A 13,707-nucleotide genomic window follows, 5' to 3' on the forward strand; every position below is an offset into this window, starting at 1 on the left:
TCAGGCGTCCGGCGCGGTCTTCTTCGGCCGGCCTCGCTTCTTCTCCTCGGGGAAGCGCGGGCCGACGAGGTCGAGGAGCTGCTGGGGGTCGTCGCGCAGGGTGCGGAGGCAGGCGCGCAGGAAGGCGTCCATGGTGCGGCCGGCGGGGAGTTGGGCGGCGGCTGCGGTGAGCTCGTCGCGCTCGGGGCGGAAGGTGCTGGTCGTGAGCTCGTGCTGGGAGGCCATGTGAAGATCCTGCCAGAAGTGGCTTCCTAATTTCCAGTGGGCTGTGCTAGGGTTGCGTCATCGCAAAAGAGAAAGCCACTTTTAGCAGGGAGAACGACATGCTGAGCACCGAGCAGATCACCAGGGCCATCGCCCGCGCCGAGGAGAACGGCGACCTGGACTCGCTCGCGTCCCTCCGCTACTTGGAGGCCGCCGCCCGCAAGGACGACCCGGTCCGTGCCGCTTACGACTCGGTCCGCACCAACTGCGAGTGGGTCAGCCTGGCCGTCCTCCGCGATGAGCTCGACCGTCGCGGGCTCACCACTCGCGGCCAGCAGGACGCTGCGCTCGTCCAAGCGACGCGCGCCGGAGCCATCCTCATCCCCGAAGGCAACCAGAAGAGCCTCACCCCGGCCGACTGGGACGCCGCCCTCACCCTCGGCCGCGGCCCCCGCCACCTCATCGCCTACGGGGTCTGAGGACACGCCCGAAAGAGCCCCTGACCTGCAAGAGTGGACAGTTATCCACAAGCTGATCTAGGATGCCTCCCAACCGGAGGTATGCCCTCCCACAGCCCCGCCACCGAGCGGGGCTTTCGCATGTTCAGGGGGTGACCATGCCCCCCTCCCTCAAGGTGTGCACCACCCCCGGCTGCCCCACCCTCTGCACAGGCGGCCGATGCACCCCCTGCCAGGCCGAGGCCGAGCGCTCCCGAGGCAGCGCAGCACAGCGCGGATACGACGCAGCATGGCGACGCACCAGAGCCCGCTACCTCCGAGACCACCCACACTGCGAGTGCCCTACCTGCGCAGCCCTGCCCCTGCGCCAGCGCCCCAAGGCCACCGACGTCGACCACATCGACGGCCTCGGACCCAACGGGCCACGCGGCCACGACCCCGACAACCTGCGAGCCCTCGCACACGCATGCCACTCACGCAGGACGGCACGCGACCAACCAGGCGGATGGAACGCCAGGTAGCACGCCCAGACCAGTCACACACCGTGACACCAGCGCTCACATCTCCGCAGGTCAGAGCGTCGCACGTTTCCGCAGGTCAGAGCCCTGGGGGGATGCCCCCGAATGTCCGATTCTCAGGGACCGCCGGGGAGGCGGATTTCTGGGCGTACGGAACCCCCCGACTTTCCTCCCCGAGATCTGTCACCCTCTGTGACCGCCCGCAAGGGGTGGTTGCCCCGCAACGGGATGAGGTCCTGTCATGCCCCCAGCACCGAAGCCGGCGCACATGCGCCAGCGCCGAAACAAGGCCTCGACGAGCGCAAAGCTGCAGGCCGACCCCAAGCTCCGTGCCCCCGAGCTGCCCGAGCGCGAGTGGCACCCGATGACGCTCGCCTGGTGGGCGGACGTGTGGGCGTCGCCGATGGCGCCCGAGTTCGACGCCTCCGACCGGCACGGCCTGTTCGTGCTGGCCGTGCTCATCGACGAGTTCTGGACGAAGCCGAGCAAGGACCTCGCCGGGGAGATCCGGCTCCAGCGCCAGTCGTTCGGCCTGTCGCCGATCGACCGCCGGCGGCTGCAGTGGGAGATCGACCGCGGGGACGAAGCCGCCTCCCGGACGAAGAAGCGGCGGACCGCCCCGGCGAAGGCCGACGCGCCTGCCGTGGATCCGCGCTCGATCCTGCACGCGGTGTAGGCCGTGGGGCTGCTGATCGTCCCGCGCGCCGATGAAGAGTCGTGGCCGACGCTGGGCCCGCAGGTGTGCGACCTGCTCGAAGAGCGGGCCGTGCACGGGCCTGGCGACCTTCGCGGGAGGCCGTACCGGCTGGATGCGGAGAAGCGGGCGCTGATCTACCGCTGGTACGAGGTGTATCCGCGCACGCACCCGCGCGCGGGCAAGCGGCGGTTCAAGCGGGTCGGGCTGAGCGTGCGGAAGGGCACCGCGAAGACCGAGCTGGCCGCGGCGGTCGCGTTCGCCGAGCTCCACCCCGAGGGGCCGGTTCGCTGCGACGGGTTCGACGCCCACGGCCAGCCGGTCGGGGTGCCGGTGATCGACCCGTACATTCCGATGGTCGCCTACACCGAGGAGCAGACCGAGGACCTGGCCTACGCGGCGCTGCTGGTGATGGTGCTGGAGGGTGAGGATGTCGACCTGTTCGACCCGGGCCTGGAGCGCATCATGCGCGCCGGCGGCGACGGGAAGGCGGTCGCGCTGGCCGCGGCCCCGGACTCCCGCGACGGCGCGCGGACGACGTTCCAGCACTTCGACGAGACCCACCGGTTCATCCTGCCGAGGTTGAAGCAGGCCCATCAGACGATGCTGGCCAACATCCCCAAGCGGATGCTGGCCGATCCGTGGTCGTTGGAGACGACGACGACGTACACGCCCGGCGAAGGCTCGGTGGCCGAGGGGACGCACGAGTACGCCGAGCTCGTCGACCGCGGCAAGGCTCAGGACCGGACGCTGTTCTTCTTCCACCGCGAGGCCACACCGGTCCCAGAGGAAGACCTGTCGGACCCGGACACGATCCGGGCCGCAGTCGCCGAGGCGTCCGGGCCGGCGATTGCCGGGTGGCCCGATTTCGAGGGTCAGGTCGACGCGATCGTGTCGCTGTACAACCAGCCGGACACCGACCGCTCCTACTGGGAGCGGGTCTGGCTCAACCGGCGAGTGCAGGCCGGGCAGCAGGCGTTCGACGCCGCGCGCTGGAAGGAGCTGTCCCGGCCGGGGCTCGTCATCCCGGACGGCGAGCTGATCACGATCGGGTTCGACGGCGCCCAGTTCCACGACGCGACCGGCCTGATCGCCACCGACGTGGTTTCCGGCTTCCAGTGGCCGCTCGGCATCTGGGAGCGGCCGGTCGGGGTCGAGGACTGGGAGTGTCCCGAGCACGAGGTGTCGGCGGCGCTCGAGGAAGCGTTCGACCGGTGGCAGGTGTGGCGCGTCTACGCCGACCCGCCCTACTGGGACGGCACCATCAACGTCTGGCGCGGCAAGTACGGCGAGAAGCGGGTCATCGAGTGGTGGACGAACCGCATGCTGCAGATGGCCCACTCGCTGCGCAACTACGCGACCGCGATGGCTGCCGGCGAGGTAACCAACAGCGGCGACCCGGTATTCGCCCAGCACGTCGGCAACGCCCGCAAGCACAAGCTGAAGCAGCTCGACGAGCGAGGCCAGCCCCTGTGGGTCATCCGCAAGGAACGGCCCGACTCGCCGAAGAAGATCGACGCCGCCATGGGCGGGTGCCTGTCGTGGGAGGCCCGGTGCGACGCGGTCGCGGCCGGCGCGAAGAAGAAGAACCGCTCCTCCAAGGTGATTGTGATGCGATGAGGTGAGGTGGACATGGCCCGCACGGACCTGGAATGGCTGAAGCACCTCATCGCCTGCCACGACAAGGACCTGCCCGAGCTGCGGAAGTGGGACGCCTACTACGAGGGCGAGCAGCCGCTGGCCTACATGGCGCCCGAGCTGATCCAGGAGCTCGACGAGCGGATCCAGCAGGTGGTCATCGAGTGGCCGCGCCTGGTCGTCGACTCGTTGGAGGAGCGGCTCGATGTCGAGGGCTTCCGGTACGGCAAGCAGGCCGACGCCGACGACGAGCTGTGGCGGATCTGGCAGGCGAACGACCTGGACGAGCGCTCTCAGCAGGCGCATGTCGACGCGCTCGTGATGGGCCGCTCCTACGTGATCGTCGGCTCGAACGAGGACGACAAGCGGACGCCGATCGTGACGGTCGAGTCGCCACTGGAGGTGTACGCCGAGCACGACCCGCGCACCCGGCAGGTTGTCGCCGCCGTCAAGCGGTGGACCGAGCAGGACGGGGACAAGCAGGTTGAGCACGCGACGCTGTACCTGCCCGAGGCGACGTCGTGGTGGGTGAAGGGCGAGGACACCTGGGAGGAAGACGCTGCCTACCCCCGGGATGAGCACGGCGTGGACGAAGTGCCGGTCGTGCCGATTGTCAACCGGCCGCGGACGCAGCGGCCCAACGGAGTTTCCGAGCTGAAGCCGATCGTGCCGCTCTCGGACGCGGCCTGCAAGATGGCCACGGACATGATGGTCAGCGGGGAGTTCCACGCCGCGCCGCGCCGGTACGCGATCGGGGTCGACGACGACGACTTCCGCGACGAGAACGGCAACAAGGTCTCCGCGCTGAAGCGCATCATCGGCCGGATCTGGGCCATCCCGAAGCACAAGCAGGAAGACGGGGTCGAGATCGGCCAGTTCGCCGAGGCTGACCTGAAGAACTTCCACGAGACGCTCAGGTTGCTGGCCATGCTGGTCGCCTCGCTCGGCGGTCTGCCGTCCCGGTTCCTCGGGCACGCCACGGACAACCCGGCCAGCGCGGATGCGATCCGGTCGGACGAGACGCGGCTGATCAAGCGTGCGGAGCGTCGGCAGCGGTCGTTCGGCGGCTCGTGGGAGCGGGTCAAGCGGCTGGTGTTCAAGGTGCGCGGCGAGCAGGTCGGCGACGACATTCAGAGCCTGGAGACGCTGTGGCGGGATGCGTCCACGCCGACGATCGCGCAGAAGGCCGACGCCGCGGTCAAGCTCCACACCGCGAAGATCATCCCCTTGCGGCAGACGCGCGAGGACCTGGGCTACACCCAGGTCCAGATCGAGCGGATGGAAGCCGAGGACGAGAAGGCCGCCGAGGACGCGTTCGCGCGCGTGATGGCCGGCGACCTGGCTGCGCTGACCGGCCCTAAGCCGCCCCGGGACGAGCCGGAGCCTGAGCCTGTGGGGTAGCCGATGGCCAGCGTTGAGCAGATCATCGCCGCCCACTACAGGCTGCAGCAGGCGATCTCCCGGCAGGCCGCCCAGCAGGCGCAAGAGCTGTGGGGGCAGGTCGACTCCCGCGGCGTGCTCGACTCTTGGCTCGCCGTCCTCGACGACGTGATCAGGGTGCTGACCGGCGGCCAGCTCGCCGCCGCGGGGCAGGCCCAGCCGTACCTGGACGCGCTCGCCGCCGCCCAGGGCCTGCCACCGGCGCCGCTCGTGGTGGACCCGGCCGCGTTGGCGGGCGTCGCCGCCGACGGCCGCCCGCTGGCGAGCCTGCTCAAGCAGCCAGCGCTGCGCACTTTGGGGCTGCTGGCGCGCGGCGCCGACGATCAGGATGCGCTCCGGGCCGGGCTGGCCAGCCTGGTGCGGATCGTCGACACCGAGATCTCGGACGCATCCCGTACCGCTGACCAGGTCGGGATCACCGCCCGCCGGGAGTGGGTCATGTACGTCCGGCACGTCACGCTGCCGGCGTGCGGGCGGTGCATCATCCTGGCCGGGCGCACCTACTCGTGGTCGATGGGGTTCGCGCGGCACGAGCAGTGCGACTGCACGATGGTCCCCTATCGGGAGGGCGACACCCCACCGCCGACCCCGCAGGAACTCTTCGACCAGATGTCCGAGCAGGAGCAGGCCAGAGCCTTCACCGTCGGTGGCGCGGAGGCCATCCGGCTCGGCGCCGACCTGGGCCAGGTCGTCAACGCCCGGCGCGGCATCCGCACCGTCATGGGCGGCCGGAAGGTGACCACGGAGGGGACCACCGTCCGCGGCATCGCCGGCAAGCAGATGCGCGACTTCAACGCCGGGCGGCTGGCCGGGGAGCGCTACCGCCGGTCGAAGAAGATCCGGCCGATGCCGGAGCAGATCCTCGCCGACGCGGGCGACAACCGCGAGGAAGCGATCCGGCTGCTACGGCAGTACGGCTACATCCTTCGCGCCGAGCCCGACCGGCAGCCGAAGCAGGACCGGCCGCAGGTCGTCATCCCTGCGCCGCGCCCCGAACCGGATCCGATCCCTGAGCCGGCTCCGCAGAAGCTGACCAAGGCCGCCAGCCGCTACCACCGCAGCCTCGACGGCATCGCCGACCTGGCCGCAGCGGTCGAGGCCGGGCAACCGCCCGCCGAGACGAAGCGCCTGGGCGGGGCCAGCGCACAGACCGAGCTCGTCACCCTGAAGGGCGGCGCCAAGGTCATCCGCAAACGGGCGAGGACCGGTACGGCTGAGCTGCAAGACGCCGACGCCGAGCACCTGACGAGCCTGGTGGCCAAGGCGCTCGGACTGGCCGCGCCCGCGGTGTACCGCCGTTCCGCCGGCGAAGTGTGGATGGAGTACGTCGCCGACGGGCAGACGGCCGAGGACGCCAGCCCCTGGGGCGGTGACCTCGACCCGCGCTTCCAGGCGGCGGTCCGCTCCGACCAGGGCATGCTCGTGGGCCTGGTCGACGCGCTCACCCAGAACGCGGACCGGAACGCCGGCAACTGGATGTTGCGGCCGGACGGCACGCTGGTGCCGATCGACCACGGCCTCGCGTACGGCGAGACCATCACCCCCGGCTGGGACGCGACTCTGGAGTACGTCAACTCGGAGTTCTCCGAGCCGTACACCCGCGGCGGCGGGAACCCGCTCACGCCTGGCGACGTCGACGAAGTTCGCACGCGGCTGCAGCAGCTTCGCCCGGACTTCGCGCACCTTGGCCGGGAAGAGTGGCTCGAGTACTCGCTGCGTGTCCTCGACCTGCTCGCCCAGGATGCGGCCGGTGACCGGCCGCTGGTCGCCGGGGTACGGTGACGCCATGACCGTCGTGGAACTCGTCTCCGTCGCGTCCGGCTCCCTGCTGTCCCGCGTCACACTGGGCGATGACGGCACCATCACCTACGAGGGCGGGCCGAGCGCCCGCTCCGCGGTCATGCGCCAGATGCGCGCGACCGGCGCGTCCGAAACCGACGCCATCCGAGCACTCCGCGCGGACGGCTGGTCGAACGGCTACGCCATGGTCAAACGCGACTGACCCGCTACTTCACCGCAGCCCCGGCCGGGCATTCCGGTCGGGGCTTTCTCATGCCCAGCTCACCCCGGCGCCGCAACGGCGGCCGGGCCGATCCCGCAACGGGAGCCCACCATGCACACCGCCCCCTGGCGCTTCGACCTCGCCCGCTTCGATGAGGACCCGCCGCCGGTGCCGGACCCTGGCAACCAGGATCCTGAGCCGGAACCGGAAGACCTCGGCGACAAGGGCAAGAGGGCGCTCGACGCCATGAAGGCCGAGCGCGCCGCCGCCAAGCGGGAAGCCGCCGCGGAGAAGAAGCGCGCCGACGAGCTGGCCGCGAAGGTGGCCGAGTTCGAGGACCGCAACAAGTCCGAGGCCGAGAAGCTCGCCGCCCGCGCTGAGCAGGCCGAGCAGCGCGCCCAGGCCGCGACCGCCCGAGCGGTCAAGGCCGAAGTGAAGGCCCTCGCGAGTGACGCGTTCGCCGACCCGACCGACGCTGACCTGCTCGGCGACCTGTCCAAGTACGCCACCGACGACGGCAACGTGGACACCGTCCAGATCAAGGCCGACCTGGACGAGCTCCTGGAGCGCAAGCCGCACCTGCGCAAGCAGGCAGGCCCGCGCACGCCGCGGCCGGACCCCTCCCAGGGCTCCCGCCCGGGACCAGGCCCCGTCGACTTCCGCACCGTCGACAAGGCCACCTACGACGCCGAGATGGCCAAGCTGGGCATCCGCGCCCGATGATCCGCATCCGCGCCCGACTGGGGGCCGGACACACCTCCATCGAGGTGGACGGACACGAGGGCCACGCCGAGCAGGGCCGCGTGTGCGCCGCGGTGTCGGCCATCACACAGACCGCGCTGCTCGGGCTCGAAGCGATCGCCCAGCAGCACCCGGACCTCGTGTCCATCACGATCACTGAGGAGTGACATGAACACCTCGACCGCCCGTTGGGCGTTCAAGCTCGACCGCCACGACGTGCGGTCCACCGTCCCGGCCGCGATCCGCGCCATGCTGCAGAACGGCCTGCTCGACCGGACGTTCCAGGAGGCGCTGCGCCCCGACTTCCTGTTCCCGGCGCTGGCCGACAGCGAGGCGTGGGGCGGCGGCCTGGGCGACACCAAGACCTTCACCCGCAAGGGCCTGCTCGCCCCCGTCACCAACGCGATCACCGGCTCCGACGCCTCCGCGGCCACGTACTCGATCGAGCAGTGGTCCGTCACCATGGACCAGTACGGCAACTCGGTCGACACCAACATGCTGATCTCGGCGCACGCGCTGGCCAGCAAGTACGCGGCCGACGTGCAGACGCTCGGCATCAACGCCGGCCAGTCGCTGAACCAGATCTGCCGCAACAAGCTGTACGCGGCCTACGCGGGCGGGCGCACCTGGTGCACCACGGCGGCGGCCTCCGACAGCTCGATCATCGTGCAGTCGGTCAACGGCTTCACGCACGTCATGGTCAACGGGGTCCCCACCCCGGTCAGCCCGACCAACCCGCTCGCGGTCACGATCGAGGGCGTCGCGAACACCGTCACCGCGGTCAACACCGGCACCAACACGCTGACCCTCGGCTCGGCCCGGGTGGACGTGGCCGGCGACTACGTGGTGGCCTCCAATGCGCCGGTCACCATCCGGCCGACCGGCGACACCGCCTACGACCTCACCACGAGCAACGTCGCGACGTTCGCGCTCTTCCGCGCCGCGGTCACCCGCCTGCGGAAGATGAACGTGCCCACGTTCGGCGGCCACTACGTCGCGCACATCGACCCCGACACCGAGGCCCAGCTCTTCTCCGACGCCGACTTCAAGCAGGCGCTGCAGGGCCGCGTCGACTCCCCGATCTACCGGGACCTGTCGATCGGCCGGTTCGGCGGCATCGACTGGGTCCGCAACAACGAGGTGCCGACCGTGCTGGGCGGCTCGGCCGGCAACGTGACCGTGCACCGGCCGATCGTGATGGGCGGCAGCGCGCTCATCGCGGCCCCGTTCTCCGAGATGGGCTCGCTCCTGGGCGGGACCGGTGTGGACGACGTGCCGGAGATCTCGATGGTGCCGGCGGCGCCTGGCGTCAGCGTCGCGCTGATCGTGCGCCCGCCGTCCGACCGCCTCCAGCAGAACCTGTCCACCACCTGGTCGTGGGTCGGCGACTTCGGCATCCCGACCGACTCTCTCGCCAACGGCGACGCCTCGCTGTATAAGCGCGCAGTCGTCGTCGAGCACGGCTGAGCCGGGGGCACGGATGCGTATCCGAGCACTCCAGCCGGTTAAGGCGTACTTCAACTACCAGGTCCACGAGCTTGAGGAGGGGCAGGTCGTCAAGGGCGGCCTGGCCGAGCACCTGGCCGGCGACCCGCGCGTCGAGATCCTCGACCAGCCGGGCGACCCCGCCGACGGCGACCTCGACGCTACGGGAACGATCGACGAGGTGCTCGCCTGGGTCGGCGACGACCCCGGCCGGGCCGCCGAGGCGCACGCCGCCGAGCAGGCCAAGGACAAGCCGCGCTCCACGCTGCTGGCCAAGCTCGCCGAGATCATCAACGACTGACGGGAGGCCACCGTGTCCCTGCCCCCGCTTGCCACGGTGGCCGACCTCAACACCCACCTGCAGACGACCCTGCCGACCGCCCAGGCGGAGCTCGCCATCCGGCGCGCCTCGGCCCGGGTCCGGAAGTACACCCGGCAGGTCCTCACGCTCGTGGTCGGCGACACCGTCGATGTTGAGGGCGGCGACCGGGTCCTCCGTGTCCCGCAGCGCCCTCTCGTCGTCGACGGCGACCACCCGCTCACGGTGATCGAGCTGGGCGACTTCGGCGCGATCGACCTCACCCTCGCCGAGGACGTCGACTACACCCGGCTCGGCAACGAGCTCACGCGCGGCCACCCCTCTCACTGGGGCACCCGGACGATGGGCTGGCCGTACAGCAGAGTGCGCGGCGTGTGGGCGCCCCGGGTGCGGCTGACCTACAGCCACGGCTACGCCGAGATCCCGGACGACATCGTGGACGTCGTGCTCGACCTCGCCTCGGTGAACGTCACGAACGTGGCGGGCTTGCGGTCGGAGTCGATCGACGACTACCAGGTGACGTACGCGACCGAGACTGTCGGCAACGCCCGCCTCACCAAGGACCATAAGGACGCGCTGCGCAGCTACTGCGGTGGCCTCACCTCGCTGAGGCTGTCGTGAGCGTCGAGGGCGTGCTGGCGGCCGGCCGGGCGGCGGCGCTCAAGCTGATGCGCGACACCTGCGAGGTGGAACGCAAGGACGGCCCGCCGGTCCTCGACCCGGATACCGGCCTGTACGTGCAGAACTGGGCGACCGTACACGCCGGCATTTGCCGGGTGAAGCCCCGTGCCTCCAGCGAGACGGAGTGGGGCGAGCATGAGGTCACCCTCCACCAGTACGCGGTCAGCCTGCCCTGGGACACCGGGCCGGTCATCCAGCGTGAGGACCGGCTGACGGTGCTCACGTCGGACGACGGATGGCTGGTCGGCCGCCCGCTGGAGGTCGTGGCGATCAGCCTCGCCGGCACGTCCACAACGCGCCGCATCCTCGTCGAGGACAAGGAGGGGTGACCGTGGCTGACGCCGAGCTCGACTTCTCCGCGCTGCTCGACGAGATCGAGTACATCGAGTACGAAGCGGAGGAGATCGCCCGGCGGGCGTATCCGCTGGTCGAGGAGTACGCGAAGAAGGTCGAGAAGGAGTGGCGGGCCAACGCCCGCAAGACGGCGGGCCGGCACGGACGCCACTACCCGAACTCGATCACCTCCGAGCAGCTCTACAGCACGTCCGGCCCGGAGTGGGAGATCGGCCCCGACAGGGCCAAGAAGCAGGGCTCGATGGGCCGCGGCTTCGAGTACGGCAGCGTGAAGCAGCCGCCCCACCTGGACGGCGCCCGCGCGGTCGAGAAGGTCGGCCCGGAGTTCAACGCCGCGGTCGACAAGCTGATGAAGGACTTCCTGTGACCCCGCCGCCTCTGGAGTCCCGGCCGCTGGTGCTCGCGATCGTCGCGATGCTCGACGCGGGCCTGCCGAACACGATCGGCATCTTCTGGGGGATGGCGCCGCAGGGCGCGACCCCGCCGTACGCCGTGCTGTACCCGGACGGCGGGATGGAGTCGCCGGCCGACCGGTCCCTGGCCGACGACGTGCCGACCGATCTGCGGTTCCAGATCACGGCGGTGGGCGCGACGCCGGAGCAGGCCGCGCTCGTCGCCGACAAAACCGCGCTCATCCTGCTGACCGCCGTCCCGTCGGTCCCCGGCCGCCGAGTGCGGCCGATCCGGCAGGAGGGGACGCAGCCGGTCCAGCGGGACGACACCGCGGGCGAGCTGTTCTTCGCGACCGCCCAGTACCTGGCGCGCTCCGACCGCGCCTGACTCATCACCCGCCCACGCCCGGCACGTGACGTGCACGGGGCGTCCGGCATGCCCTGGAGGAGCCCATGCCCACGCGAGCACCACAGCCGTCTACGGTCGCTGGCGGCGCGCTGACGATGCACAACGCCGCCGCGGACGACAAGGTCTCCGGCATCACCCGCGAGACCACGTTGATCGTCAACAACGCCACCGCCGGTGCCGTGACCCTCACCGTCACGCCACCCGGCACCACCGGGTACGGCGTCGCCAACCCGCCCAAGCCGTGGAACATCCCCGTGGGCTTCTACCGGCTCAGGCTGCTGCCCGGCTTCCGCGACCCCGCGGACTCCAACCTCATCGAGCTCGGCTGGTCGGCGACGCCCGGATCCACGCTCACCTGGGCGGTGCTCTGATGCCTGCCCGCATGATCACTGTCCGGTCCAAGCTCACCGGCCTCACTGCCGTGATCAACGAGAAGGCGTTCGCCGCGTTCGCCGGCAACTACGAGCGCCTGGACCAGCCCGCCCCCCAGCCGGACGAGCCGGCCCAGCCCGACCCCGCGAAGACCACCTCGCGCCGTGCGGCGCCGAAGGAGAAGGAGTAGATCATGGCCAATGAGGATCTCCTCGGCGACGGAATGGTGAAGGTGACCGTCTGCCTCACTCTGTCGTCGATCAGCTCGCCGCCCGCCGCCGAGCTCAACGCCGGCATCGACATCCAGATGCTGCTGACCAAGGAAGGCCTCGGCGTCACCCCGGAGCAGGCCTCCGTGGACACCACCGCACTGGGCTCCAGGAGCGAAACCGAGCGCGGCGGTACGGCCAAGCACCCCACCGAGCTGACCTACAAGAGGAAGAAGCTGGAGGCGGACGACATCGCCTTCAACACCCTCACTCCGAAGACCGACATCATCCTCGCGGTCCGCCGGAACAAGGACCACGAGCTGGCCTGGGCCGCGGGCGACCCGGCCGAGATCTACCCGCTGGAGTGCGGCATCTACAAGCGCCAGCCCCCGGTCCTCAACGAGGTCCAGAAGATCGTCCAGACGATGTTCAACCATTCCGACGCCGACACCGAGGCGGTCGTCGTCTGATGACCGAACAGAGCGAGCAGACCCAGTACGTCGACGACGTCGACGCCTTCCTCGCCGGGCTCAAGCTGCCCGAGGCCCCCATGCCGATCTGCATGCGCGGCGATCTGCAGGCCCAGTGGGAAGAGCTGGAGCAGCGGCTGGAGTTCCTCCGCCGCCAGCCCAAGAACGACTCGCTCGGCGCCGTCGATCCCACTCGCGTGGTCGCCGAGCAGATGGAGGCGCTGCGCACCGAGATGAAGGAGCACGTCCGGGTCTTCCTCCTGCGGGCGAAGACCCGGAAGGAGTGGTCCGACCTCATCAAGCTCCATCCTCCGCGGAAGGAGGATGGAGCCGGCGCGGCGTTCAACCCCGAGACGTTCCCGGTGGCGGCGCTGGCGGCCTGCAGCGTCCGCCCGCGCATGACCGAGGAGCAGGCAGGCCGCGTGATCGACCAGATCACGGCCGGCCAGTGGAACGAGCTGTGGGGAAAGGTCGCCGCCCTGAATGCGGGGTCGGGTGAGGTCCCTTTCTCCTTCGTCGCATCCGAGATTCTGTCGAGCACCAGCAGGAGATAGCTCTTTCTCGGATGTACGGCGTGCCGCGCTCGATCTGGCTCGGCCGACGACGCGTCTCGGTCACCACGTACGAGTACGACGGGGAGGGCCGCCTGGCCCGGGCCGTCACGCGGCACGACCCCGAGTGGCTCGACGACGACAGAGACTGGGCTCTGGCCGACTACCACGATCAACTGTCGAGGTGCGACAAGTGCGGCCTGCCGACGGATGAGACCACCGGCGAGCACAACGCCGGCCGATGGGAAGCGCCGCCTCCGCGCCAATGCCACGCCTGCGAGGCGGTCCACCGCCGTCAAGCGGAGATGGCGGCGTGGGAGGCGGAAACCGGCCGCCGCGAGCCGGGATTGCTCTACAGCGTCCGGGCCCGCGAGATCACCTGACGATCAGCGCGAAGATCATGTAGGCCAGCATGATCGCAGCGACTGCGATGCTTCCGATCATCTGGTTTCGGTTGGTCGCGGTGCCTCGCTTCAACGCGACGAGTCCGCATAGGCCGATGATCACCGCGAGGCTGGCCATGAAGGCGCCAGCGATTGCGGCGTCCTTGCTCTCGCGAGCTATCGCGAGCACGCCGGCGACGCCGAGGATCGCGGTCAAGTGGGCGATCCAGTTGCTGCTGCCCGCAGCCTTCTGCGGTGCGGCCGGCTGGTCGTAAGCGGGCGAGGGTGCGCCGTACGGCGACTGCTGCCCGTCCGGGCCGGGCTGACCGTACGGCTGCTGCTGGTGCGTCATGTTGGGCTCCGTCTCGCCAGCGGGGACCCCCCGAT

The 13,707-nt window shown here is 70.2% G+C and carries 21 protein-coding genes; 19 read left to right on the plus strand and 2 right to left on the minus strand.

What is annotated here, in order from left to right:
* Positions 1-225 carry a hypothetical protein gene (locus ACIBG7_RS15145; RefSeq protein ID WP_397336551.1) on the minus strand — a complete coding sequence of 75 codons (225 nt, stop codon included), beginning with the start codon at positions 223-225 and terminating at the stop codon, positions 1-3.
* A gap of 98 nt (positions 226-323) precedes the next feature.
* On the opposite strand from ACIBG7_RS15145, the gene ACIBG7_RS15150 reads away from it, so the two are divergent.
* The 19 genes from ACIBG7_RS15150 to ACIBG7_RS15240 all read left to right on the plus strand — a co-directional run bounded on the left by ACIBG7_RS15150 (position 324) and on the right by ACIBG7_RS15240 (position 13,320).
* A complete protein-coding gene (locus ACIBG7_RS15150; RefSeq protein WP_397336552.1) occupies positions 324-683 on the plus strand; it encodes a hypothetical protein in 360 nt (119 codons plus the stop codon).
* A 738-nt stretch (positions 684-1,421) separates the two neighbouring features.
* Positions 1,422-1,856 (plus strand): hypothetical protein, encoded by a 435-nt coding sequence (locus tag ACIBG7_RS15155; protein ID WP_397336553.1) that lies wholly within the window; start codon positions 1,422-1,424, stop codon positions 1,854-1,856.
* A gap of 3 nt (positions 1,857-1,859) precedes the next feature.
* Positions 1,860-3,494 carry a hypothetical protein gene (locus ACIBG7_RS15160; protein WP_397336554.1) on the plus strand — a complete coding sequence of 545 codons (1,635 nt, stop codon included), beginning with the start codon at positions 1,860-1,862 and terminating at the stop codon, positions 3,492-3,494.
* Positions 3,495-3,506: 12 nt separating this feature from the next.
* Positions 3,507-4,913: a phage portal protein gene (locus tag ACIBG7_RS15165; RefSeq protein ID WP_397336555.1), complete on the plus strand. Its 1,407-nt coding sequence runs from the start codon at positions 3,507-3,509 to the stop codon at positions 4,911-4,913.
* Positions 4,914-4,916: 3 nt separating this feature from the next.
* Positions 4,917-6,734: a hypothetical protein gene (locus tag ACIBG7_RS15170; protein WP_397336556.1), complete on the plus strand. Its 1,818-nt coding sequence runs from the start codon at positions 4,917-4,919 to the stop codon at positions 6,732-6,734.
* Between the two features lie 4 nt (positions 6,735-6,738).
* A complete protein-coding gene (locus tag ACIBG7_RS15175) occupies positions 6,739-6,954 on the plus strand; it encodes a hypothetical protein (protein ID WP_397336557.1) in 216 nt (71 codons plus the stop codon).
* A 111-nt stretch (positions 6,955-7,065) separates the two neighbouring features.
* Complete coding sequence (locus ACIBG7_RS15180; protein WP_397336558.1) at positions 7,066-7,677, plus strand: hypothetical protein; 612 nt, start codon at positions 7,066-7,068, stop codon at positions 7,675-7,677.
* Positions 7,674-7,862 carry a ribosomal-processing cysteine protease Prp gene (locus ACIBG7_RS15185; RefSeq protein WP_397336559.1) on the plus strand — a complete coding sequence of 63 codons (189 nt, stop codon included), beginning with the start codon at positions 7,674-7,676 and terminating at the stop codon, positions 7,860-7,862. Before ACIBG7_RS15180 ends, ACIBG7_RS15185 begins: the two co-directional genes overlap by 4 nt.
* A 1-nt stretch (position 7,863) precedes the next feature.
* The gene (locus ACIBG7_RS15190) at positions 7,864-9,162 is read left to right on the plus strand and encodes a hypothetical protein (RefSeq protein WP_397336560.1); all 1,299 of its coding nucleotides are present in this window, start codon (positions 7,864-7,866) and stop codon (positions 9,160-9,162) included.
* Positions 9,163-9,175: 13 nt separating this feature from the next.
* Positions 9,176-9,481, plus strand: coding sequence for a hypothetical protein (locus tag ACIBG7_RS15195; protein WP_397336561.1), 306 nt, complete (start codon positions 9,176-9,178; stop codon positions 9,479-9,481).
* 12 nt (positions 9,482-9,493) lie between these two features.
* Positions 9,494-10,120 (plus strand): hypothetical protein, encoded by a 627-nt coding sequence (locus ACIBG7_RS15200; protein ID WP_397336562.1) that lies wholly within the window; start codon positions 9,494-9,496, stop codon positions 10,118-10,120.
* The gene (locus tag ACIBG7_RS15205) at positions 10,117-10,509 is read left to right on the plus strand and encodes a DUF6093 family protein (RefSeq protein ID WP_397336563.1); all 393 of its coding nucleotides are present in this window, start codon (positions 10,117-10,119) and stop codon (positions 10,507-10,509) included. The genes ACIBG7_RS15200 and ACIBG7_RS15205 overlap by 4 nt, the downstream gene beginning before the upstream one ends.
* Positions 10,510-10,511: 2 nt before the next feature.
* On the plus strand, positions 10,512-10,901 hold the full coding sequence (locus ACIBG7_RS15210) for a hypothetical protein (RefSeq protein ID WP_397336564.1): 390 nt from the start codon (positions 10,512-10,514) through the stop codon (positions 10,899-10,901).
* Positions 10,898-11,314 carry a hypothetical protein gene (locus ACIBG7_RS15215; protein ID WP_397336565.1) on the plus strand — a complete coding sequence of 139 codons (417 nt, stop codon included), beginning with the start codon at positions 10,898-10,900 and terminating at the stop codon, positions 11,312-11,314. Before ACIBG7_RS15210 ends, ACIBG7_RS15215 begins: the two co-directional genes overlap by 4 nt.
* Positions 11,315-11,379: 65 nt before the next feature.
* Positions 11,380-11,706 carry a hypothetical protein gene (locus tag ACIBG7_RS15220; RefSeq protein WP_397336566.1) on the plus strand — a complete coding sequence of 109 codons (327 nt, stop codon included), beginning with the start codon at positions 11,380-11,382 and terminating at the stop codon, positions 11,704-11,706.
* Between the two features lie 11 nt (positions 11,707-11,717).
* On the plus strand, positions 11,718-11,897 hold the full coding sequence (locus ACIBG7_RS15225; RefSeq protein WP_397336567.1) for a hypothetical protein: 180 nt from the start codon (positions 11,718-11,720) through the stop codon (positions 11,895-11,897).
* A 3-nt stretch (positions 11,898-11,900) separates the two neighbouring features.
* Positions 11,901-12,386: a hypothetical protein gene (locus tag ACIBG7_RS15230; RefSeq protein ID WP_397336568.1), complete on the plus strand. Its 486-nt coding sequence runs from the start codon at positions 11,901-11,903 to the stop codon at positions 12,384-12,386.
* Positions 12,386-12,940 (plus strand): hypothetical protein, encoded by a 555-nt coding sequence (locus tag ACIBG7_RS15235; RefSeq protein WP_397336569.1) that lies wholly within the window; start codon positions 12,386-12,388, stop codon positions 12,938-12,940. Before ACIBG7_RS15230 ends, ACIBG7_RS15235 begins: the two co-directional genes overlap by 1 nt.
* Before the next feature lie 20 nt (positions 12,941-12,960).
* A complete protein-coding gene (locus ACIBG7_RS15240; protein ID WP_397336570.1) occupies positions 12,961-13,320 on the plus strand; it encodes a hypothetical protein in 360 nt (119 codons plus the stop codon).
* Here ACIBG7_RS15240 and ACIBG7_RS15245 read toward each other — a convergent pair.
* Complete coding sequence (locus tag ACIBG7_RS15245; protein ID WP_397336571.1) at positions 13,313-13,672, minus strand: hypothetical protein; 360 nt, start codon at positions 13,670-13,672, stop codon at positions 13,313-13,315. The genes ACIBG7_RS15240 and ACIBG7_RS15245 overlap by 8 nt on opposite strands.
* Positions 13,673-13,707 lie beyond the last annotated feature (35 nt).

The sequence above is a fragment of the Nonomuraea sp. NPDC050328 genome (assembly GCF_044459405.1).
Taxonomy (GTDB): Bacteria; Actinomycetota; Actinomycetes; order Streptosporangiales; family Streptosporangiaceae; genus Nonomuraea.